The organism is Rhodococcus sp. KBW08 (assembly GCF_003852455.1).
Taxonomy (GTDB): domain Bacteria; phylum Actinomycetota; class Actinomycetes; order Mycobacteriales; family Mycobacteriaceae; genus Rhodococcus_F; species Rhodococcus_F baikonurensis.
Window position 1 is genome coordinate 137,215 of the sequence record NZ_QAJJ01000018.1, and the last position, 20,674, is coordinate 157,888.

The 20,674-nt window shown below is 63.6% G+C and carries 23 protein-coding genes; 10 read left to right on the forward strand and 13 right to left on the reverse strand.

What is annotated here, in order from left to right; translation table 11 throughout:
* Positions 1-30 precede the first annotated feature (30 nt).
* Positions 31-960, forward strand: a complete 930-nt coding sequence (locus DBV08_RS24420) for a DMT family transporter (protein WP_124569428.1) — start codon at positions 31-33, stop codon at positions 958-960.
* Here DBV08_RS24420 and DBV08_RS24425 read toward each other — a convergent pair.
* From DBV08_RS24425 to DBV08_RS24450, 6 genes are all read right to left on the reverse strand, one after another.
* Positions 947-1,768, reverse strand: coding sequence for a tyrosine-protein phosphatase (locus DBV08_RS24425; RefSeq protein WP_260395741.1), 822 nt, complete (start codon positions 1,766-1,768; stop codon positions 947-949). The genes DBV08_RS24420 and DBV08_RS24425 overlap by 14 nt on opposite strands.
* Positions 1,769-1,806: 38 nt before the next feature.
* Entirely contained in the window at positions 1,807-2,220 is a 414-nt protein-coding gene (locus DBV08_RS24430; RefSeq protein ID WP_124569162.1) for a phage holin family protein, read from the reverse strand.
* 64 nt (positions 2,221-2,284) lie between these two features.
* Positions 2,285-3,226, reverse strand: coding sequence for a DUF1214 domain-containing protein (locus tag DBV08_RS24435; protein WP_124569163.1), 942 nt, complete (start codon positions 3,224-3,226; stop codon positions 2,285-2,287).
* Between the two features lie 65 nt (positions 3,227-3,291).
* Positions 3,292-3,594 (reverse strand): SHOCT domain-containing protein, encoded by a 303-nt coding sequence (locus DBV08_RS24440; protein WP_124569164.1) that lies wholly within the window; start codon positions 3,592-3,594, stop codon positions 3,292-3,294.
* Position 3,595: 1 nt separating this feature from the next.
* On the reverse strand, positions 3,596-4,030 hold the full coding sequence (locus DBV08_RS24445; protein WP_095973111.1) for a DUF6325 family protein: 435 nt from the start codon (positions 4,028-4,030) through the stop codon (positions 3,596-3,598).
* The gene (locus DBV08_RS24450) at positions 4,027-4,401 is read right to left on the reverse strand and encodes a PLDc N-terminal domain-containing protein (protein ID WP_124569165.1); all 375 of its coding nucleotides are present in this window, start codon (positions 4,399-4,401) and stop codon (positions 4,027-4,029) included. The genes DBV08_RS24445 and DBV08_RS24450 overlap by 4 nt, the downstream gene beginning before the upstream one ends.
* A gap of 169 nt (positions 4,402-4,570) precedes the next feature.
* Between DBV08_RS24450 and DBV08_RS24455 the strand changes: the two genes are divergently transcribed.
* Entirely contained in the window at positions 4,571-6,106 is a 1,536-nt protein-coding gene (locus tag DBV08_RS24455) for a LuxR family transcriptional regulator (RefSeq protein WP_124569166.1), read from the forward strand.
* On the opposite strand, the gene DBV08_RS24460 is transcribed toward DBV08_RS24455, so the two are convergent.
* Positions 6,041-6,628 (reverse strand): TetR/AcrR family transcriptional regulator, encoded by a 588-nt coding sequence (locus tag DBV08_RS24460; RefSeq protein WP_095973114.1) that lies wholly within the window; start codon positions 6,626-6,628, stop codon positions 6,041-6,043. The two genes, DBV08_RS24455 and DBV08_RS24460, sit on opposite strands and share 66 nt — an antisense overlap.
* 95 nt (positions 6,629-6,723) lie before the next feature.
* On the opposite strand from DBV08_RS24460, the gene DBV08_RS24465 reads away from it, so the two are divergent.
* The 4 genes from DBV08_RS24465 to DBV08_RS24480 all read left to right on the forward strand — a co-directional run bounded on the left by DBV08_RS24465 (position 6,724) and on the right by DBV08_RS24480 (position 11,545).
* Positions 6,724-8,502 carry an ABC transporter ATP-binding protein gene (locus DBV08_RS24465; RefSeq protein WP_124569167.1) on the forward strand — a complete coding sequence of 593 codons (1,779 nt, stop codon included), beginning with the start codon at positions 6,724-6,726 and terminating at the stop codon, positions 8,500-8,502.
* A 75-nt stretch (positions 8,503-8,577) separates the two neighbouring features.
* On the forward strand, positions 8,578-9,789 hold the full coding sequence (locus tag DBV08_RS24470; RefSeq protein WP_124569168.1) for an acyl-CoA dehydrogenase family protein: 1,212 nt from the start codon (positions 8,578-8,580) through the stop codon (positions 9,787-9,789).
* Positions 9,786-10,811 carry a phosphotransferase family protein gene (locus tag DBV08_RS24475; RefSeq protein WP_124569169.1) on the forward strand — a complete coding sequence of 342 codons (1,026 nt, stop codon included), beginning with the start codon at positions 9,786-9,788 and terminating at the stop codon, positions 10,809-10,811. The genes DBV08_RS24470 and DBV08_RS24475 overlap by 4 nt, the downstream gene beginning before the upstream one ends.
* On the forward strand, positions 10,808-11,545 hold the full coding sequence (locus DBV08_RS24480; RefSeq protein WP_124569170.1) for an SDR family oxidoreductase: 738 nt from the start codon (positions 10,808-10,810) through the stop codon (positions 11,543-11,545). Before DBV08_RS24475 ends, DBV08_RS24480 begins: the two co-directional genes overlap by 4 nt.
* Here the strand turns inward: DBV08_RS24480 and DBV08_RS24485 are convergent, their stop codons facing one another.
* Positions 11,546-12,091 carry a hypothetical protein gene (locus tag DBV08_RS24485; protein WP_019745442.1) on the reverse strand — a complete coding sequence of 182 codons (546 nt, stop codon included), beginning with the start codon at positions 12,089-12,091 and terminating at the stop codon, positions 11,546-11,548.
* A gap of 144 nt (positions 12,092-12,235) precedes the next feature.
* Between DBV08_RS24485 and DBV08_RS24490 the strand changes: the two genes are divergently transcribed.
* Genes DBV08_RS24490 through DBV08_RS24505 form a run of 4 tightly spaced genes read left to right on the forward strand, consistent with a single transcriptional unit; the run spans position 12,236 to position 14,721 of the window.
* Positions 12,236-12,736, forward strand: coding sequence for a methylated-DNA--[protein]-cysteine S-methyltransferase (locus tag DBV08_RS24490; protein WP_095973118.1), 501 nt, complete (start codon positions 12,236-12,238; stop codon positions 12,734-12,736).
* A gap of 43 nt (positions 12,737-12,779) precedes the next feature.
* Entirely contained in the window at positions 12,780-13,277 is a 498-nt protein-coding gene (locus DBV08_RS24495; protein ID WP_166809462.1) for an RNA polymerase sigma factor, read from the forward strand.
* On the forward strand, positions 13,274-13,879 hold the full coding sequence (locus tag DBV08_RS24500; protein ID WP_124569172.1) for a methylated-DNA--[protein]-cysteine S-methyltransferase: 606 nt from the start codon (positions 13,274-13,276) through the stop codon (positions 13,877-13,879). The genes DBV08_RS24495 and DBV08_RS24500 overlap by 4 nt, the downstream gene beginning before the upstream one ends.
* Positions 13,876-14,721 carry a DNA-3-methyladenine glycosylase gene (locus DBV08_RS24505; RefSeq protein ID WP_124569173.1) on the forward strand — a complete coding sequence of 282 codons (846 nt, stop codon included), beginning with the start codon at positions 13,876-13,878 and terminating at the stop codon, positions 14,719-14,721. Before DBV08_RS24500 ends, DBV08_RS24505 begins: the two co-directional genes overlap by 4 nt.
* Positions 14,722-14,725: 4 nt before the next feature.
* On the opposite strand, the gene DBV08_RS24510 is transcribed toward DBV08_RS24505, so the two are convergent.
* The 5 genes from DBV08_RS24510 to DBV08_RS24530 all read right to left on the reverse strand — a co-directional run bounded on the left by DBV08_RS24510 (position 14,726) and on the right by DBV08_RS24530 (position 20,620).
* Positions 14,726-16,951: an MMPL family transporter gene (locus tag DBV08_RS24510; protein ID WP_124569174.1), complete on the reverse strand. Its 2,226-nt coding sequence runs from the start codon at positions 16,949-16,951 to the stop codon at positions 14,726-14,728.
* A gap of 102 nt (positions 16,952-17,053) precedes the next feature.
* The gene (locus tag DBV08_RS24515) at positions 17,054-18,604 is read right to left on the reverse strand and encodes a bifunctional 3'-5' exonuclease/DNA polymerase (RefSeq protein ID WP_124569175.1); all 1,551 of its coding nucleotides are present in this window, start codon (positions 18,602-18,604) and stop codon (positions 17,054-17,056) included.
* A gap of 47 nt (positions 18,605-18,651) precedes the next feature.
* Complete coding sequence (locus DBV08_RS24520) at positions 18,652-19,515, reverse strand: biotin-dependent carboxyltransferase family protein (RefSeq protein ID WP_124569176.1); 864 nt, start codon at positions 19,513-19,515, stop codon at positions 18,652-18,654.
* Positions 19,512-20,144 (reverse strand): allophanate hydrolase subunit 1, encoded by a 633-nt coding sequence (locus DBV08_RS24525; protein ID WP_124569177.1) that lies wholly within the window; start codon positions 20,142-20,144, stop codon positions 19,512-19,514. The genes DBV08_RS24520 and DBV08_RS24525 overlap by 4 nt, the downstream gene beginning before the upstream one ends.
* Complete coding sequence (locus tag DBV08_RS24530; protein ID WP_124569178.1) at positions 20,141-20,620, reverse strand: MarR family winged helix-turn-helix transcriptional regulator; 480 nt, start codon at positions 20,618-20,620, stop codon at positions 20,141-20,143. Before DBV08_RS24530 ends, DBV08_RS24525 begins: the two co-directional genes overlap by 4 nt.
* Positions 20,621-20,674 lie beyond the last annotated feature (54 nt).

The following is a 20,674-nucleotide window of genomic DNA, read 5'->3' on the forward strand; positions in this document are numbered from 1 at the left end:
ATACCTCGGATCGTGACCTCGAGATCTGCCGTGACGGCTACCTTGTCGGTCCTGTTCGTCGCGTGCTGGAGTTCAGGGTTCATCGGGGCCAAACTCGGCGCCGGCAGTGCCGAGGTACCCACGCTGCTGATGTGGCGTTTTCTCCCGCTCGCGGTGGTGCTCGTCCCGATTGTCTGGCTCTCCGCGCGGCGCCGGAACACGATGCCGACACCGCGAGCGCTCGGCAGGCAGATAGTGATCGGGATGCTCTCCCAGAGCGGTTACCTGTTGTCTGTCTATTGGGCAGTCGATCTCGGCGTGAACACCGGGACAACTGCGCTGATCGACGGTATTCAGCCGCTGGTGGCAGCCGCGCTGCTCGGTCCGGTCCTCGGCGTCGCAGTCCCGCGGATGCAGTGGGTCGGGTTGGTGATCGGACTTGGCGGCGTCGCAATGGTCACGGCAGCCGACGCCGGAGCCGGTACATCGGCGCCGTGGTGGGCCTACGCGATTCCGTTCCTGGGGATGGTGAGCCTGGTTGCATCCACCTTCGTCCAGCAACGCGCTCCCACGTCCATGCCACCACTGCAGCCCTTGGCCATCCACTGCTCAACCAGCGCAATAGTTTTCACGATTCTTGCGTTCGCTTCGGGTGCTGCCGCACCGCCGAGTGTCAACACATTCTGGATCGCATTGCTCTGGTTGATCGTGTTGTCCACCTTCGGCGGTTACGGCCTGTACTGGTTGTTGCTGCGTCGCATCGGCATCACGTCCGTCAACACCTTGATGTTCTTGATCGCTCCGGTCACCGCGGTTTGGGGCGCACTGATGTTCGGAGAATCCTTCACTCCGTTCACCGCGCTCGGATTGGCGGTGGGCATCCTCGCCGTCATCGTGGTCACCCGCGTGGACAATCGCCCGAAGAAGCAGGACGAGGGCACGGATTCCTGCCCAGCCAGAGCTTCTATCACGTCGCGCTGACTATGCCCGATCGGGATATGAACCGCTCGCGGAGCGTGGTGAGTTGCTCTGCAGTGAGCTTGAGTCCGTTGAGTGCGTAGTCCTCGATTGTGCCGAAGTGCGTGCGCATTTCGTCCAGCGCGGCGTCGAAGTAGCTGTCACGGACTCCGAGGAGGGGCCGGAGTAGTTCTCCGTCAACGCCTTTGCTCGCGGCGAAGTCGAGGATCGGTTCCGTCATGGGCGCCAGATCAGTGTTCGTCTCCAGATAGTCGGCGCGTACATCGGCTTCGTCGGCGCCGAGGAGGAGCAGGAAAGAAGTTGCGGCCCATCCGGTTCGATCCTTGCCGGTGGTGCAGTGGAAAAGTGCTGCCCCGGCGCGTTTTTCGTCGATGAGGTCGAGGTAGAACGTGCGATAGGCGTCGAGTGCGGACGGCAGGCTGACGAAGTTGCGGTTGGCTTCCTCCATCTGCGCGATCCCACGGCCACCGCTGACACTCTCGGCGTACGCGGCCGGGTCCGTCATGAGTAGTCCTGTGGCCGCGGCGTTGTGGGCATTGTCGGCGAGTACGTCGAGCCAGACTGTCCGCGTCGAGTCAGGGAGATTGTCGAGTGCGCCGTCGCGCTCAGCTGCGGTCCTCAGGTCGTACACAGTCCGAACGTCCAGGCGGGCGACCGCGGCAACGTCGTCGCCGTCGAGTTTTGCCAGCGTCGCCGAACGATAGAGCGCGCCGGCGCGGACGGTGCCGTCTGCAACGGGAATGCCACCGAGGTCCCGGAAGTTCGGAGCGGTCTTCAGGAGAACGCGACGATCGAGCGGGTGAGTTGGCATGGCTGACTCCTCGTGGGTTCCGTTTCTGCACTGATCATTCATGCCTTCTGCACACTGCGCACGAGCTTTTCGGCATTGCGTCTCTTGATCCACTTGTCGATGACGAGTGCCATGAAGATCCACCCTCCCAACGCCGTGATCACCCACACGATGATCGGGGCGAGGATCCAGGACCCGACGCCGCTGATCGCAATGCCGTCGGGGACCAGGGTCGCAACCCAGAGCGCGAGCAGTGTGGCGACCAAGCCGACACCACCCGCGAGTGGAGTCGCATAGTGCAGTGCCACGCTGAGCACGAACGGGCCGAGAATCATGTGGGCGAGGGTGAATACACCGATAGCGGCCAAGAAACCGTTGACGCTCAGGCTGACCCCGGGTAAAGCGAAATGCACGACGATCAGCGCGATCGCGCCGAGTACGCATTGCGAAACGAGCTGAAACAGCAGACGCATGGCTTGTACCTCCGTGGTCGGGTCGAATCACCCGAGAGTGGTGTGTGCGTGGGGAAACGCTTCGTCAGAGCGCTTCGGGACGAGGAGCCGTCCAGGAGCCGTCGAGCACGGAGGGGTGGGGGCGGTACAGGCGCAGCACGTAGTTCCAGCCCGGCATGATGGGCAGTGCATTCGCGACGCCGTCGAGGTGAACACCGAAGCGGACAGTCGTGCTGCCGTCGGCATCGAGGGCGGCGGTGAGGCTGTTGATGCTGTTCACGCCCAGGGTGTTCTCTTCGAAGTATCCCGCTGCGTTGTACAGCGAGACCGACCAGAACGCATCCACGGGAACGTCGTTCAGGCGGAGACGGTATTCCCCGACCGGGAGACCTTCGTCGAAGTTGACGTAGGTGGCCTCGTACTCGGGAAGGCCACCCCATCCGGAGGCGGTACCGAGCAGGTGCCTGATGGGGTCGACTTCCGCAGCGGTGCCGAATGAATGGTCGTAGGTGGTGATGCCGCGCGCGAGTGCGAGGAGCGCGTCGCGGGTCTCGGTCTGCGACCGCTCGTCGTAGTCGGGCATCGGGAACTCACCGGTTCCGCCGCCGTCGATGGTGAGGGCGTCCTGCAACCGGTTCACCTCGGTGACGTCTTCGGGACTGTTCGGATCGACGAGGATGCGCACGATCAGCGCGGCGTAGTCGGTCCCGACCAATTCGCGCGTGAGCAGGTGCTCTCCCGGATCGCGCAGGATGACGGGACCGTAGTGATCTTGACTGACCACCCACACGGAGATGTAGCGCTTGCCGGTATCGGGCACCGTGATCGTGACGTTCTCGCGCACGTCGATGATCGCGCTGCTGTACAGGGTGTCGCGGTTCTGGCGGATGATCGGCTGGTTGTCGAGTGACCCGAGATCACGAGTGTGGTTCCACGTGCCCAGGCCGACGCCCGCGGCCAGGCGAGCGAACATGAGGTCGGATTCTGCCCGATTGAAGTTCAGGACGTTGACTGCGATCGCGGACATAGCTGGTTCCATTCGGTGTCGGGTACGGCACGGGAGCGGGAATCCCTCGCTCCATCGGGGGCGAATCAGCCGAGCAGTCGTGCTTTCGCTGCTTCGAACTCTGATTCGCTCAGTAGGCCCTGCGATTTGAGGTCGCCGAGTTTCTGCAACTCCGCGACGAGATCGACCGAGGCTGTGGGTGCGGGAATCGGGAGTACGGCCTGCTGCTGCGCAAACTCGTACTGCGCGTGCTCGTATTCGGCCTGGGCTCTCCGTTGCCGGCGAGTGGCCATGCCGTCGCTGACGGCGGTCGCGGTACCGGTCACGACCGCGGTACGGGCGGCGAGGCCCAACAGTCCGGGGCGTCCTCGTCTCGGGATGTACGGCATGTCAGACCTCCAATTTCGGGATGATCGTGTCCATGAGGGCGTTGACGACGGGTGCGGGTATCCGCTCGTAGCCCAGCAGCACCGCGCCGGACTCGGCGGTCCGGGCGGCGAGTTCGCGCTGATAGACCAGCTCGAGAGCGACCAGCAGCGCTGACGCGCCGGCGGGGATTGCCGCCGCGAGTTCGGTGATGTCGTCGTGCCCGAGCAGACCGGACGCGCCGAGCATCTCGACGCTGATCTCGAAGCCGTTCGGTAGTTCCTCGACCTCGACGAGGGTGAGTTCACCGTCCTCGGCCTTGGCGATGAGGATCAGATCGAGCAGTCGCACCAGGCCGGTATCCGTGAGGTCGGTGAGCGCGGAGAGCGCGGCGGGATCGAGGCCGGCTCCCGGCAGGCCGAGAAGATAGAAGTCGACAGGTCCGAAGCGGGCACTCACGACAGGACCTTCAGTTTCAGTGCGGCGAACTCGTCCTCGTTGATCGCTCCGGCTTCGAGCAACGCTGCGGCTGTGGCGATCTCCTCGCTGGGGCTCTTTCCTGCGACCTCGCGGATATACGATTCGGCAGCGTTCTCGGCGTCACGTGCGGCCTTGTTGCTGCGTTCCGTCATCCCTTCGCCGCGGGCGACGAGGTAGACGAGCGCGGTGAGGATGGGCAGGAAGAGCAGGAAAAATATCCAGACAGCTTTCAACCAGCCGCTCAGCTTGTGGTCGCGGAACAGGTCGGCGATGATCGCGAACAGCGCGAAGAGATATCCGATGAAGACGGTCGCCCACAGCATCCAGCCGAGGCTTTCCCAGAAACTCATGTGTCTTGTCCGTTCGTGTCGGGCCTGCGCACCGGTATTCCGCCGACTGGCGCATTTCGGTTGATTGCGGCAATTCTCACCGGTTTCCGCAGGCTTCGATCGCCGTCTCATCCGAAGCGGATGAGACCGGATTTCCACGGCGGTCGAATGTCTCGAGTATCTTCGACACATGATCGAAGCCGTGCGTGATGCACTCGCCTCCGGTGAAGCGGAGCAGGCTCGACGCGTGCTGCGGAAGAATTGGCTCCGTCTGATTCTCGAATCTCATACCAGGGAACTGGAGCAACTCTGCCTTGCTCATCCCGATCCGCACGATCCGCACATCCTGCTGATAAGAGCGTGCTGCCGTGACCTCAGCGGCGACCCGTACGGCGCGGAGTTTCTCCGCGGGCAGGGTCTGCGGGTGGCGTCGGACGATTTTGTCGTCTGCTTCACCGACCTGCTGCTCGCTCCGGACACCTCGACCAAGGCCGTGATCGCCGATCGCGCGCGCCACGCGCTCTCCCAGTGCGAGCCCGAAGACGATTACCCGTCCGCGCTGTTCCTCCTCGGATGGACCGAGATCAGGCTTCGTCGTGATCTTCCTCGTGCCATCGCGCTACTTCGTTCCGCCAGCGATGAGGCACAGTTGCAGTCGCGTGCGGAGACATTTCGTCTGGCGCAATCCAATTTGGCGTTTGCCCTCACCCACGCGGGAGCATTCACCGAAGCCGAACAGATTCTCGACGGCCTCCCGTCCCGAGAGTTGGCGTCCGACTGGGAACGCTTCGAAGGTGGCCTCCCGCAGTCGAATCGAGGATGCATCGCGTACTGGCGTGGCGACTTCGAGGAGGCGATCGCTCAGTTCGACTCGATCATCGTCGAGGGCAGTCCCGGAACCAACTTCGAGGCTCTCGCCCGGCTGTACCTGGTGATGAGCCTGATCGCTCTGAACCGGGAAGACCGGTACCACAACGCCGCTCGTCTGCTGCGCGGCGTGAGCACTGCGGACAAGCACGGCATTCCTTGGGATACATTGCGACGCGTCACCACGGCCTGGCTGGCCCACGCTCAGGGGCAGGACGACCAAGCGCGCCGGATCGCAACGCCCACTCTGACCCGAACCGGTGCTGCGGTCGCTCATGCCCTTCTCGCGGAGCTCTATCGAGTCCTGGGAGATCCGGAATCGTCGGCTCGGGCGCTTCGTTTGGCAACCTCGGCGGGGCTACCCCGATATGCGTTGGTGAGCACACTTGTCACGTCTGCTGCGCTGAGTTCCGTCGCAGGGCGTGGATCGCAGGCGCACGAGCAGTTGGATCGTGCGCTGGCGGAGGCAATACCCGAGCGGATTCTCGCCCCTTTTCTCAGCGGCGATCCGGTAATTGTCGATCTCTTGAACGCGCACGCAGTACAAGGGTCGAGACACCAGGAACTCCTGCGCACGATTCTGGAAAAACGGAGCCGGCTCTCTGCCCAGCTCACAGGAGTTCTGACCGAACGTGAGAACGAAATTCTCACGTTTCTGCGCACCACGATGACTGCGGACGAGATCGCTGCGCACCTCGGCATTGCCTACCCCACCGTGAAGACACACATTCGCTCGATCTACCGCAAATTGGGTGTGACCAAACGGCGTGCCGCTGTTCAAGCAGCCGACAACCTAGACCGCGGGATCGGGCGCGATTCCGCGGCGGAGGCTGCGAACCGTCAGGTCCAAGGCCTGTAGTCGCGTCCCGGAACCGCGGTTCACGTAGTCCATGGACGTGTAGAGCAGTGACCACAGCAGGTTCTGCACCCAGTCCGAACCCATGTCGGGGTCGATGGACCCGTCGGAGTGTCCGCGCTCGATGGCGTCGGTGACGTCGTCGTCGTTCGACGCGGACTCGGCAAACGAATCTTCTTGATACACGCCGGGAGTGAAGAACAGGACCGTCAAAAGGTCGGCCAGTTCGAAGTATTCATGGCACAGGCGAACCAGTGCCTCGGCTCCGGTGCCCTCACCGAGTCGCGCCGCCGCTGCGGCCTCACCGACGGCGCGAGTGGCCTCGGCGGCGACTGCGTCGACCAGGTCTGACCGTTCGGGAAAGTAGCGGTGCAAGGTGGTTCGTCCGACCTTCGCGGCCGAGGCGATCTCGCTGAGCGTCGCGGCCGGCTTGGATGCGAACACCGAAACGGCAGCATCGAGGATGGCCTTCCGGGTGCGCTCGCGGGTCGCGCTTTGTTCTGGTGCGCTGTGGATCGTTGTCACGAATTCGAAGCGTAGCCGTGTCCGGTTTCGGTATCCAGTGTTTCCGTATCGGAATTCCTCTTGCCCTTTATGGAACATTCGTGTTCCATAAATTCATGCTTGAATCCGATGCGCCTCAGCCCGCGCCGAAATGGAGCAATCTCCGCGTCCTCTCGGAGTTCGCTCGCCCGCATCTGCCCTCGCTCCTCCTCGGATTAGTGCTGGCTCTGTGCGGTTCCGCGGCGACGCTGGCAACGCCGATGGTCACCAAATGGGTTCTCGACACCCTCGACACCGGTGCGTCGCTGAAGGGGCCGATCCTCACGCTCGTCGTCCTCCTGGTCGTCGGTGCGGTGCTCGGCTGTGCTCAGTGGATCGTTCTCGGGACCGCTGCGGAGAAGGTTGTCTTCGACGCCCGGTCTTCGCTCGTGAGGCGATTCCTCGCCGCGACCGTGCCTTCGCTGCAATCGCGATCCGTCGGCGAATTGGTCACCCGGGTCACCTCGGACACCTTGCTGCTGCGGGAGGCGGCGTCGTCGGCCGCAGTGAATATTCTCAACGCAGCCGCGTTGACCATCGGAACAATCGTTCTGATGGGCGTTCTGGATCTGCCGTTGCTGGGTGTGACCATGGTGGCAATCGTGTTCGCCTCCATACTCTTTGCCGTTCTGATGCCGCGGATCTCCGCAGCCGAGGCGCGAACCCAGGAATCGCTCGGTCAGCTCGGCGGCGTTCTCGAGGGCGGTTTACGTGCGATCCGGACGGTCAAGGTTTCCCTGGCCGAGGATCGCGTCGGCGCTCTGGTGACGAACAACGCGTCCGATGCGAAAAAGCATGCGATCACAGCGGTTCGAGTATCCGCGACCGCATGGACCGTCGCCTGGACCGCCATCCAAGGGTCGATCATTGCCATCCTTGGGTTCGGTGCCTGGCGCGTCGCCGACGGTGAAATGGCAGTCTCGACGCTCATCGCGTTTCTGCTCTACGCCTTCACGCTGATGGGGCCGGTGTCCGAGCTTGCGCAGAACGTGACGTCCGTTCAGTCGGGAATCGCGGCAGCTATCCGGATTCGCGAGATGCAATCGTTGCCCACCGAGCAGTACGACGAGGTCGTGGACGTAGTCGAGAAAACGAGCGCAGCCGCGCCGCTGATCGAGTTGCGCGACGTCACCGTGAGCTACCACGGCTCCAACCAGCCTGCGTTGCGCGATGTCTCGCTGGTCATCCCCGAGCGTGGGCACATGGCCATCGTCGGCCCGTCGGGTGCCGGAAAGACGACATTGCTCTCCACCGTCCTGCGATTCGTCGAGCCCCGATCGGGTGAGGTTCTCCTGCATGGAGTCGGTTACGACGCGCTCGATCACCGGGCTGTGCGAGAGAGTCTCGCGTACGTGGAGCAGGAGACCCCGGTGGTGCCCGGAACGATTCGGGAGAACGTCGTCTTCAGCCATCCCGACGCAACGGACGAAGAGGTGCAGTCCGTTCTGCGCTTGCTCCGCCTCGACGACGCGATCGAGGCCCTGCCCAACGGACTCGACACCGCACTGACCGCCACGTCGCTGTCGGGCGGCCAACGTCAGCGGATCGCGATGGCACGCGCAGTTCTGCGACCGAGTGCTTTGCTTCTGCTCGACGAAGCCACAGCCCAGGTCGACACGCTCACCGAAGCAGCGATTGTCGACGCGATCAACGAACGTGCGCGCACCGGCGCCGTGGTGACTATCGCTCACCGGCTCTCGACGGTGCGTGACGCCGACTGGATCGTGGTCATGGAGGACGGTCGGATCCGCAACATCGGCAACCACGACGAGCTCATGGACAAGGACGATCTGTACCGCGACATGGTGGTTGCCGGCAGGCTCGATCAGGGCGAGGCGATGCTCGAGGATTGTTGACCCGACGCGTCGGCGTGTGCGAGAGTGCTGGTACCGAGCGATCGCTCGGTCGGGATGTTCTTTCGGAGGTGGCTGGTGGCAATCGATCTGACGTACGCGCCCGAGGTGGTGGCGCTGATCGAGAAGACGCGCGACTTCACGCGCAACGTAGTGCTCCCCATCGAAGACGCACATGCCGGTGACATCGCCGTCGCGGGTGGCGACGCCATCCGTATCGAGATGCAGGCGGCAGCAAAAGAAGCAGGTGTCTTCGCCCCGCATGCGCCGATCGAATACGGCGGCCACGGGCTCAACATGAGTGATCGCGCGCCGGTCTTCGAGGAAGCCGGCTACTCGCTCTTCGGCCCGACTGCGCTCAACATCGCTGCGCCGGACGAGGGCAATGTCCACATGCTGGCCCACGTCGCGAACGAAGCGCAGAAGCAGCAGTTCCTCGCGCCGCTCGCGAGCGGGGACATGCGGTCGGCCTTCGCCATGACCGAGCCTGCGCCCGGAGCCGGATCCGACCCCTCGGCCTTGAACACCCGCGCGGAGAAGGTTCCCGGCGGCTGGAAGATCAACGGTAAGAAGTGGTTCATCACCGGCGCCGACGGTGCCGGATTCTTCATCATCATGGCGCGCACCTCCGGCGAGCCCGGGCAGCGCGGCGGAGCGACCATGTTCCTGGCGCCGACGAACACTGCGGGTCTCGTCGTGGGTCGACACATCGACACCCTCGACAAGGCCATGATCGGCGGGCACTGCGAGGTCACGTTCGAGGATCTCTTCGTTCCCGACGAGGCTGTTCTCGGTGAGGTCGATCAAGGTTTCGCCTACGCCCAGGTTCGCCTCGGTCCCGCCCGCATGACGCACGTGATGCGCTGGCTCGGTGCAGCGCGCCGCGGCCACGACGTTGCCGTGGCCAGGGTTGCCGAGCGTGAAGGTTTCGGCTCGAAACTCGGTGATCTCGGAATGATCCAGAAGATGGTCGCCGACAACGAGATCGACATCGCGGCCAGCCGCGCGCTCTTGGTCCAGGCCTGCTTCGAGCTCGATCAGGGTGGACACGCCAGCAACGCGACCTCCATCGCGAAGACCTATGCGGCCGAGGCGATCTTCCGGATCGTCGACCGCTCCATTCAGATGTGTGGCGGAATGGGCGTGTCCGGCGATCTGCCCCTGGCACGGTTGTCCCGCGAAGTGCGTCCCTTCCGCGTCTACGACGGCCCGTCCGAGGTTCATCGCTGGGCAATCGCGAAACGTGTTGTCGGAGCCGCGAAGCGGGCCGCTCGGGAGGAGTCGAAGTGACGGACTTTCCAGGACTCGATCTCGCGGCGCTCCACAAGTATCTGCAAGCCGCAGGCGTCACGGTCAGCGGTGAGTTGCGAGCCGAACTGATTTCAGGCGGCAAATCCAATCTCACCTACGGAATCTTCGACGACAACTCGAAGTGGATTCTGCGTCGTCCACCTACCGCCGGTCTCACGCCGTCGGCGCACGACGTTGCGCGCGAGTTCCGAATCACCTCGGCGTTGCAGAACACTGCAGTACCGGTCGCGCCGACCGTCGTGCTGTGCGAGGACGCCTCGGTGATGGGTGCGTCGTTCACGGTGGTCGAGTTCGTCACCGGTCAGGTGATCCGGGCCAAGACCGAGTTGGAAGCTGTTCCGGCAGAGCAGGTCACGCAGTGCACCGATGAATTGGTGCGTGTACTGGCCGCCCTGCACGACGTCGATTACAACGCCGTGGGTCTCGGCGAACTCGGCCGACCCGACGGTTATGTCGCCCGCCAGGTGAAGTTGTGGGCCGGTCAATGGTCGCGCGTCAAGACCGAGGACTCGGCAGACGTGGACAGGTTGGCCTCGAGCCTCGCGGACATGATTCCGGCGGAATCAGCCTCGTCGATCGTGCACGGCGACTACCGGATCGACAACACGATCCTTGCGGCGAACGACGTCACCAAGGTTGCCGCAGTGGTGGACTGGGAACTCTCGACGCTGGGAGATCCGCTGGCGGACATCGCGATGATGTGTGTCTACCGGCACCCCGCCTTGGATCTGGTTCTGGGTGAACCTGCCGCGTGGACGAGCCCGTCGCTACCCTCCGTTGTCGATCTGGCGCAACGGTATTCGACCGTATCGGGTCGAGAGCTGGCGCACTGGAACTTCTACATGGCGTTCGGGTTCTTCAAACTCGCCGTCGTGGCGCAGGGTATCGATCACCGATACCGAGCAGGCGCCACCGTCGGTGGGGGATTCGACAAGGCTGGATCTTCTGTGCCGGAACTGATCTCGGCCGGACTCAATGCACTGCAAGGAAAATTCGAATGACTCGATCAGCACTGGTCACCGGCGCCTCCAAGGGAATCGGCCTCGGCATCGCAACGCGCCTGGCATCTCAAGGGTACGGACTGACCATCACCGCCCGTGACGCCGAACGACTTGCGGTCGTCGCCGAAGAACTTACGCGCGCCGGATCGCCGGACGTCGTAGTCTCGGCAGGTGACATGGCGGACGAGAACTTCGCCTCAGCACTCGTCGCCACGCACGGCGATCGGTTCGGCTCCATGCGGGCCCTCATCCTCAACGCCGGAGTGGGAACCAGTGGGCGAGTAGCGGATTACCCCATGCGACGATTCGACAAGACCGTCGCCGTCAATCTGCGGACACCGTTCGCGCTCCTGCAAGCATCGCTGCCGCTCCTGCGCACTGCGGCGGATGCGGACCTTGCCGGTGGCGCGAAAGTGATCGCTCTCGCCTCGATGGCCGGCGTCTACGTCGAGAGCGGCCTGGCTGTCTACGGAGCCACCAAAGCTGCACTCATTTCGATGGTCGAAGCACTCAATGCCGAGGAATCCGGAAACGGAGTGAGCGCGACGGCCATTGCTCCCGGTTACGTCGACACGGACATGTCGGCGTGGACGCACGATCGGATCACACCCGAGACCATGATCAAGGTCGACGACATCGTGGAGTTGGTGGACGGACTGCTCAAGCTCTCGTCTCGAGCCGTGGTTCCGAAGGTCGTCATGACGCGAGCCGGAACCAACGGCTACTCGGCCTGATCAATCCAGCTTGGCTTCGCCTCGCTTGCGGAAAAAGTGGAAGCCGGGCACTCCGACGATCGCTTGACGCAGGTCCTTGACCACTCCGAGGAGTTCGTGGATCTCGGGCGAGACGGAGTCCAAGGTTCCGAGGATGGGCAGGACCGCGGTCACGCGGTCGGTGAGCTCCGGCAGTTGGTCGATCAGTTTGATCGCGGCGCTGACCTCCGCCTCGGACAGGTCGTCGGCGAATCTGGCCGCCAGCGGCGCGAGCTGCAACGCAATGGGCTCGTAGATCTCGAGGAGCTGTCCCGCGATGTCCGAGGTCTGCTCGACGGCCTCGACCAGCGTCTCAGCTCGAACGGTCACGGCGGCGGCTCCGATGACCACGCGGTCGGCGTTGTCGGCGATCTGGTTGATGCGTGCCACCAACCTCTCGACCGAGAAGAGGAGCGCCTCCAGTCGAGTGGGCAGGGTGACCGCAAAAGCGACCGTGGACAGGGACCAGTGCACCACGTCGCCGACGGAGCGGACGACGGTGGAGCTGCCGGGCAAAACTAGAGCCATCCCTCGATACTGCCTGATGTGACGTCAAAGTACAGGTAAATCTCACATTCACGAGGCTCGCGGCGTCTTCGAGGTGTCGGTGCCGGCACGGACAATCAATTCACCCGCTGCCTGCTGCACCGCGCAACCTGGAAGGATCGAGACATGACGGCTATCCGTACACACACTGTGATCGATTCGCCGATCGGGGCGTTGACGCTGGTAGCGGCAGGTGAAAACCTCTGCGGGCTGTACATGGCGGAGCATCGTCACAAGCCGGACGAGTCCACGTTCGGTGATCGTTCCACAGCGGTCTTCGGTGAAGTCGAATCGCAGCTCGCCGAGTACTTCGAGGGTGATCGCACGGAGTTCTCCGTGCCGCTGGCGCCCGTGGGCACAGAGTTCCAGAAGCGGGTGTGGGATACCTTGCGAACGATCCCGTACGGCGAAACCTGGACCTACATGGAGCTCGCGCAAACTTTGGGTAACCCGCTTGCGATCCGTGCTGCCGCCGCGGCAAACGGCAAGAATCCGATCAGCATCATCGTTCCCTGCCATCGCGTGGTCGGTAGCGACGGCAGCCTGACCGGTTTCGCCGGCGGCCTCGAACGCAAGAGGTTCCTGCTCGACCGCGAGCACGGCGGCGAATCGGATGTTCTCTTCTGATGCGTTCGACTCACAATTCGGTGATCGGGAACGTCTACCGCTCGTGACACTCAAACCGTTCGAAGACGTCGTGACCGAATACGGTGCGGTGGTCCTGCGTGTCTGCCGCGCTGTGGTCGGTCCCGTCGACGCCGAGGACGCGTGGTCCGAGACGTTCATTGCAGCGATGCGGGCCTATCCGGATCTGAACCCGGACGCGAACGTCGAAGCCTGGCTGGTGACCATCGCGCATCGCAAGGCGATCGACATCACCCGAGTGCGTGCCCGAGTGGCCGTCCCGACAGACGACGTTCCGGAACTGCCGACGCGAATCGGCGTACCGGGAACGTGGGATCACGAATTGTGGGACGCCCTCGAACAGCTACCGCTCAAACAACGCGCGGCAGTTGCCTATCACTTCCTGGGTGGGCTGCCGTACGCAGAGATCGCGGACATCCTCGGCAATACGCCGGCAGCAGCCAGACGGGCGGGCGCCGACGGAATCGCCACCTTACGAAGAACCTACTTGTCCGCCACCGCTGCGGAAGGGAGTCACTCATGAATACCGATGCCGAAGTTTTCGAGGCACTTCCAGCAGTTGACGCCGGCGCTCTGGCCCGCCTTCGCGCGCGCCTGGCCGCGGAGGCCTCCGCCGCCGAGTTGATCGACGTGGCATACCGAACCGTAGATTCGCCGGTCGGGAAGTTACTGCTCGCAGCGACCGATGTGGGCTTGGTGCGGGTTGCTTTTGCCGTCGAAGGGCACGACCTTGTTCTGGACCGGCTGGCCGGTACGGTCAGTCCCCGAGTGCTTCATTACCCGCGCCGGCTCGACACCGTCGCTCGCGAGTTGGACGAGTACTTTGCCGGTGCTCGTCGAGAATTCGATCTGCGCTTGGATTTCCAACTCGCCAAGGGGTTCCGACGCGAAGTGTTGCGTCATCTTCCCGAGATCGAATACGGCCACACTGCAAGCTATTCGGTGGTCGCAGCAGCGTCGGGCAGCCCACGTGCCGTGCGGGCCGTGGGGACCGCCTGCGCCAAGAACCCACTGCCGTTGGTCGTCCCCTGTCACCGGGTGGTGCGCAGCGACGGCAGCCTCGGGCAGTACGCCGGCGGCCCCGAACTGAAAGCGATTCTGCTGGATCTGGAAGCCGGCCGGTGAGCGCAGTGACGCTGCGCTTTCAGGCGCCCTATGCAGTCGAACCGCTCACCGGTGCCCTGCGGGCTCATTGCGTCGCCGGCCTCGAACGTCACGACGACGGTGTTCACACCAGAGTCATACCGTTGCCGTCCGGCCCGGTTGTCGTGTCGGTGTCGTGGACGGACGACGGTGTTGTCGTGGATTCCGATGTGCCGGTAGCGGATTCCGCAGAGCTGGAGGTGATCGTGCGTCGTTGGCTCGACCTCGACGCCGATCACACTGCTGTAGAAGCGGCGTTCGGTAGCGATGAGTTGTTGGCCCCACTAGTGGCCGCCCGTCCAGGATTGCGGGTGCTCGGCTCGGTGGACGGGTTCGAGACCGCGGTGCTCACCGTTCTGGGACAACAGGTATCGCTCGGCGCGGCGAGGACGTTCGGTGGGCGCTTCGTCGGCGCATTCGGAGCGGCGGTGGACGCGGAGTTTCTTGCTTTCCCCGGCCCGGCCTCGGTTGCAGCGCTATCGCCGGAGGATATTCAGAAAGCCGTCGGACTGACCACTGCGCGCGCAAAAACGGTGCACACGTTGGCAACTGCGGCAGCGAACGGCCTCGATCTCTCCTGGGATGCGGATCCCGTCCAATTTCGGCGAGAGTTGTTGTCACTAACAGGAATCGGACCGTGGACCGCTGACTATCTCACTGTTCGAATTCTCGGTGATCGCGACGCATTCGTACCTGATGATCTGGTCTTGAAACGGGCGCTGGGGGTCTCGTCGGGCAAAGAAGCCGCGGCGTTGTCCGAGAAATGGCGACCCTGGCGGGCCTATGCGCTTTTTCATCTGTGGACCAAAGAGGCGTTTCTGTAGTCGGTCAGTCTTTGGCGCGCGCCAATTCGGACGGCCACCAGATACGTTTCCCGATGTCGTGTGAGAGCGCCGGAACGAGGACACTGCGCACGATGATCGTGTCGAGCAGCACGCCGAAGGCCACGGCAAAACCGATCTCGGCCAGGAAGACCAGTGGCAGGATGCCCAGTACGGCAAATGTTGCGGCCAAGACGATTCCGGCTGAAGTGATCACGCCGCCCGTCACTGCAAGACCGCGCAGAACGCCTGCACGGGTACCGAATTCTCCCGTCTCCTCCCGGACCCTGGTCATCAAGAAGATGTTGTAGTCGATACCCAGTGCGACGAGGAACACGAAGGCGAACAGCGGGAAAGACTGATCAGCCCCGGCGAACCCGAACACGTGCGTGAAGAAGAATCCGCTCACGCCGAGGGTCGCCGCGAACGAAAGCACCACGGTGACAATGAGAATCACCGGGATCAGCAGAGCGCGAAGCAAAGCGGCCAAGACCAGGAAGATCACCACCAACACGATCGGGATGATCAGATTCCTGTCGCGGACCGAGGCGGCCTGGACGTCAAGGGTGGTGGCCGTGCTGCCGCCGACAAGTGCGTCGGCGCCGGGCACGTCGTGGACGGCCGTCCGCAGTCGCTTGACAGTATCGAGTGCCTGCGGTGAATCGTAGGAGTCGGCGAGGGTTGCATTGATCATGGTGCGGCCGTCGATCGGTGCAACGGTGAAAGCCGCTGGGGCGCAACCCGCAGCGGCGGCTTGGGCGACGGCAGCGGGATTGGTCTTGATCAGCTCGCTGACCTTCGCGACGTCCACCTGGGTGCAGACGGCGCCGGGATCCTGCGAGATACCTTCGACGCCGCTGGCGGCCTTGATGACGGCGTCGGCCTGGTCGGCGTTTGCGGTGATCACGGCGGGTGCGCCCGCTCCGGGATCGAACTTCGAGTCGTAGAGTTCCTGTCCGACAACGGCGTCGGGGCGGTTGGTGAAGCTTTCGGTGGATGTCAGGCCATCGGTTTTGAGACTGCCGATCCCGGCCGCGAACAGGATGATCAACAAGACTGTGGCGCCGATCCACAGTGGGCGGTCCTTGCTACCGACGACCTCGGCGATCTTGCCCCACATCCCGTGCGTCGTCAGGTCTGCGGCGTGATCGACCTTGGGCTTGCGCGGCCAGAAGACCCACCGTCCGGTAGCGGCCAGAGCGACCGGCATGAAGGTCATCATCACCAGATAGGTGCAGGCGATCCCGATGGCGGCGACGGGTCCGAGGCTCTTGTTGGAGTTGAGTTGAGAGAACGTCAGGCAGAGCAGTCCGAGAATGACGGTGACAGCCGAAGCGGTGATGGCCGGCGCAGACTCGCGCCAGGCCTTGATCATCGCGTCGAAGCGGTTGGGATACGTGTGCAGTTCTTCGCGATAGCGAGAGATCAAGAGTAGGGCGTAGTCGGTACCGGCACCGATCACCAGCACGAAAAGAATGCCTTGAGATTGGCCGGTCAGCGTGAGTACTTCGGCCTTCGCGAGGAAGTAGATCACCATCGACGACAAGCCGATGGCGAGAAGGGCGGAGAACAGCGGGAAGAACCACAACACCGGCGATCGGTACACGACAAGCAGGATGAGGATCACGACCAGAAGTGCCGCGCCCAGCAGCGCTCCGTCCAGACCGGCAAAGGCGTCGATGAAAGCGACGAGTAGTCCACCTGGTCCAGCAGGGAGTACCTCGACATCACCAGCGGCCTGCTCGGCGGCGTCGATGACGTTCTGCTCGGTGGTCGCCAGGACGTCGCCCGCGACTGCGGTGTCACCGTCTTTGGCGACGAGTGGCACGAAGATCGACGCAGTTGTGCCGTCGGCGGAGTACTGGGTGGGCTGCATACCGTCGGCGTCCACTCCGGAGATGCCGGAAATGGAGTTACGTGCCGAGTCGATCGCAGACTTGTCTGCCTCGGTGAGGGCCGAATCCCGATGGAACAGAACAAAACCAGGGATTGTCTCGACCGCGAGGAAGTTCGCGGATTGGTTGCTGACGATCGTCGATTCGGCGGAACTCGGGAGGTACGAGGCGTTGTCGTTCTTCTGAACCTCGGCGAGTTTGCCTTGGAACGAACCGCCGAATCCACCTGCAATGAAGGCAAAGATGGCAAGGGCGATCACGGTGAAGATCGGCAGTCGACGGCGTTTGACCGCTCCGCTGTCGTTCTGTTCTGCGTCAGTTGTATCCAGCTTGGTCATGGTTCTCCTCGAACACAGTCGACCAGCACCAACAAAGCAACGTTTTCCAGTAGAACACGCAATACGGGCGCGGTGGAACCACTTGGAGTGGAATTGACGACGCTACGAAGTGCCTTTGCCGTAAGTCTCGCGGGCGGCGACGTCCATAGGAAAACGGACGACTGTGTCGCCGAACAACAATCGAGTTGCCGAAGCCGCAGCGGCCAGCACGTGAGCGGTACCTGACTCGGGGTTTCGCGTATGCACGACCACCTCGTCGTGTTGGAAGAAGACCAACTCGCCGTCCGGATCGTCGGCGAGGCGGCGCCTGAGGTCGGCCAGGAGGCAGAGCGCCCACTCGGAGGCGGTGGCCTGCACGACGAAGTTGCGCGTGAATCGGCCGCGAGCGTGAGCGTCGCCGTGGGAGTAGAAGTCGGGAGACGGTGGGGGACAGGCCCGGCCGAGCAGCGACTTCACCACCTCGCCGCGCTCGCCTGCCTTGGCAGCTTGCTCGACGTACTCGACGGCGACCGGGAATCGCTTCCGCAACAAGATGAGCAGTGCTTTGGCCTCACCAGCCGTTGCTCCGTACAGGACTCCGAGGATGGCGACCTTCGCTTTGGCGCGGTCGCCGCCGAAGGCTTCGGCACCGACAAGTGCGTACAGATCGTCGTCGCCGGCGGCAGCCATCATGCGGCGGTCGCCGGACATGGCGGCCAGAATTCGGGGCTCGAGCTGACCGGCGTCGGCGACGACGAACACGTGGCCCGGATCGGCGACGACGCTCGAGCGCATGGTCTTGGGAATCTGCAGAGCCCCGCCGCCCCGGCTCGCCCACCTGCCGGATACAACGCCACCAGGGACGTAGATCGGGCGGAATCGATCACCCCGCACCCAACTGTCCATCCACTGCCAACCGTTGGTGCTGTACAGCTTGGCGAGTTCGCGATGACGCAGCAGCAACGGGACCGCCGGGTGATCGATTTCCTGCAGAAACCACTTGCGCGTCGACGGCAGTTCGATGCCCTGACGCCCGAACGCCTCGGTGATCTCCACCGACGACGAAGGATTGACCGGGCGCCCGAAGACCTCACTGATCTGGGCAGCGAGTTCCTGCATGCGAGCAGGGAGGTCGTATCCCGTCGGCCGCGGCCCCAGCCGTTCTTCGAGGAGTTCGCGATGCTTCTGCGTCGAGAACGGCAGGCCCGTGTGTGTCATCTCGGCGGCGCTGAGAGCTCCGGCCGATTCTGCTGCGATCAACAAATCCAAACGCGCGTCCGTGCCGATGGTTGCGCGCTGCTCGGCGAACTCGGTGGCGACAGCGACGGGATCGAGAACGGGGGCAGTATCGAAGAGGCCGAGGCGATCGTCGTCGAACTCGTCGACAGGCGGTGACGGTTTACCGACGCGCATTCCGAGGATCGCGCGGGTCAAGGAAATGTCGTGGCACCGCTGAACCCGTACGCCTGCCCGCAGTAGCGGTGGGTACACGGTCGCCGTACTCGGCCACACCCACCGCGGGTGCTCGGCTTCCTCGATGGTGCGCACCGCCGCGATCAGGTCGGGGTAATCGACGGGATCGGCGAGCGGCGTTCCACCGGGATCGGTCCGTAGGACAGTTGCCGTCACAGCTCCCGTGGACGTCGTACTACCGGGAACCAGGACAACTCGCACGACATCAGTGTGACGGCAGGGTCCGACACGACCATGCTCGGCGCTGCTCAGGCAGCGACAAACCGGATGTGCTGACCCGGGCGGGCTTGACCGAGCCGATCGATATCCGCGTCCGCCACCACTCCCACCACCGGATAACCGCCGGTGATGGGGTGATCGGCGAGAAACACGACAGGTTGGCCGCTTGGCGGGACCTGGATCGATCCGAGGGCCACGCCTTCGGTGGGCAGCTCGGTGTCATCTGTTCTTCGAAGTAGTTCATCGGTGCCGACGCGGCCGAGGCGTGCGCCGATCCGGTCCGAGTCGCTCGAAACCTCCCATCGCCCCTGGACGAGCGTTTCGGGGTTGGTGAATCGATCTGCACGTGGACCGAAGACGACTCGAAGGTCGAGAGTCTCGTTTGTCATCGGCGGCACCGGCGCTAGGTCGACCGGTGAGAACGCGATCGGCGACGGCCCGATCGGGAGAACGACACCCGGCTCGAGCGGTGCCGGACCGATCCCGGACATGGTGTCGGTACTGCGCGATCCCAGGACCGAGGGAACCACAATGCCGCCTCTGACGGTCAGATACGTCCGCAGTCCACTCGGTGCGTAGTCGAGGTGGACGGTCTGACCAGGCCGCAGAGAGATCACGCTCGCATGCCCGACCGGAATGCCGTCGCGGTAGGCCTGTGCGGGCGCACCGGTGAACGCGATCGTCGACGAGTGACGGGACCGAAGACTCAGCCCACCGAGGAGGACCTCGATACCGGCCGCGCTCTCGTCGTTGCCGACGAGTCGATTGCCGAGTCCGAGCGATCGCCTGTCCGCAGCACCGGAAACCCCGACGCCCGAGCGCAGATGCCCTATCCGTCCCAGGTCTTGAATCAGGCTCAGCGGCCCGGTTTCGAGTATCTCCAGGCCGTTCATCGTTGTTCCTCGTTCACGAAGCGCACGCGGCCCCCGGGCTGAACGGTGGCCGGTGGAGTGGCGTTTAGGTCCCACATCACGGTGTCGGTGCTTCCGATGATCTGCCAGCCGCCCGGAGATGCCCGCGGGTAGACCGCGCTGTATCCAGCGGCCAGGGCGACGGAACCGGCAGGCACAGACGTTCGTGACTGAGTTCGACGCGGGACGTGGAGTCGCGTGTCGTTTGAAGTCAGGTAGGCGAAGCCGGGTGCGAATCCGATGAAGGCGCAACGCCACATCGCCTCGGTATGGGCCGCAACCACCTCGGATGGGCTCATTCCGAGTGACTGTGCGACGTCGTCGAGGTCGGGTCCGTCGTACCTGACGGCGATGGTGAGTGCGTCTGCCTCGGAACGTTCGTCTGCGATCGAGGCAGAATTGGTCTGCTCGAGATCGTTCAAGCACTTCCGGACGTACGTGAGATCTGCCGCGGGGGTGCACGTGACCAGGACCGTGCGAGCTGCCGGGAGGAAGTCCTCGACCCCGACCGGGGTGTTCCGTGTCAGTGCTTCGGTGAATGCGAGAACGTCGGCTTCGGAATCGAGGTCTACGAGAAATGCGCATTCTCCAGCGGGAAGTATGCGAGTCACGGGGAGGGCTCCCTGTCGATTCGAGTCCGCTCCACGTCCGCTCGCATCCCGGCGATGAAACTCGCGATGGTGGCTCGCTCCGTGGCCGTGTAATTGCCGATGGTGTTCACCGCCCGTGAAATGAGCGGATCGAAGTAGCTCTCGCCGAGAGTGACTGCAGTGGGTGTGACCTGCAAGAGCACTCGCCGTCGGTCCGCCGAGTCCCGTTCGCGAGCTACGTGGCCCGCTTTGACCATGCGGTCGACGAGCGCAGTCACCGATGCCGAGTTGATTCCCAGTTGTGCGCCGAGCCAGCCTGGCGTCGCCGGTGTGTCCGACCGCTCGGCATCGAGAAGGCAGATCAACGCGCGCACGTCGGTGGAGTGCATTGTGTACTTGTTTGCAAAGCCGGAAACCGCCACGTTCAAGTCGACGGTCAGTGCGCGAAGCGAGTGCACGATCGCCATCGCTTCGTCTTCTGCATCGCCGACGCTCAAGGATGCCTCCAGCCCTGGTGTGTTGTCTCTCGATTGTCTACTATCTCGATAATC

What these genes read in the sequence shown, in the direction of transcription:
- DBV08_RS24425 (WP_260395741.1), bottom strand. Translation starts at nt 1,768, where the DNA reads ATGCCAACTCACCCGCTCGATCGTCGCGTTCTCCTGAAGACCGCTCCG.
- DBV08_RS24430 (WP_124569162.1), bottom strand. Translation starts at nt 2,220, where the DNA reads ATGCGTCTGCTGTTTCAGCTCGTTTCGCAATGCGTACTCGGCGCGATC.
- DBV08_RS24435 (WP_124569163.1), bottom strand. Translation starts at nt 3,226, where the DNA reads ATGTCCGCGATCGCAGTCAACGTCCTGAACTTCAATCGGGCAGAATCC.
- DBV08_RS24440 (WP_124569164.1), bottom strand. Translation starts at nt 3,594, where the DNA reads ATGCCGTACATCCCGAGACGAGGACGCCCCGGACTGTTGGGCCTCGCC.
- DBV08_RS24450 (WP_124569165.1), bottom strand. Translation starts at nt 4,401, where the DNA reads ATGAGTTTCTGGGAAAGCCTCGGCTGGATGCTGTGGGCGACCGTCTTC.
- DBV08_RS24455 (WP_124569166.1), top strand. Translation starts at nt 4,571, where the DNA reads ATGATCGAAGCCGTGCGTGATGCACTCGCCTCCGGTGAAGCGGAGCAG.
- DBV08_RS24465 (WP_124569167.1), top strand. Translation starts at nt 6,724, where the DNA reads ATGCTTGAATCCGATGCGCCTCAGCCCGCGCCGAAATGGAGCAATCTC.
- DBV08_RS24480 (WP_124569170.1), top strand. Translation starts at nt 10,808, where the DNA reads ATGACTCGATCAGCACTGGTCACCGGCGCCTCCAAGGGAATCGGCCTC.
- DBV08_RS24485 (WP_019745442.1), bottom strand. Translation starts at nt 12,091, where the DNA reads ATGGCTCTAGTTTTGCCCGGCAGCTCCACCGTCGTCCGCTCCGTCGGC.
- DBV08_RS24490 (WP_095973118.1), top strand. Translation starts at nt 12,236, where the DNA reads ATGACGGCTATCCGTACACACACTGTGATCGATTCGCCGATCGGGGCG.
- DBV08_RS24500 (WP_124569172.1), top strand. Translation starts at nt 13,274, where the DNA reads ATGAATACCGATGCCGAAGTTTTCGAGGCACTTCCAGCAGTTGACGCC.
- DBV08_RS24510 (WP_124569174.1), bottom strand. Translation starts at nt 16,951, where the DNA reads ATGACCAAGCTGGATACAACTGACGCAGAACAGAACGACAGCGGAGCG.
- DBV08_RS24520 (WP_124569176.1), bottom strand. Translation starts at nt 19,515, where the DNA reads ATGAACGGCCTGGAGATACTCGAAACCGGGCCGCTGAGCCTGATTCAA.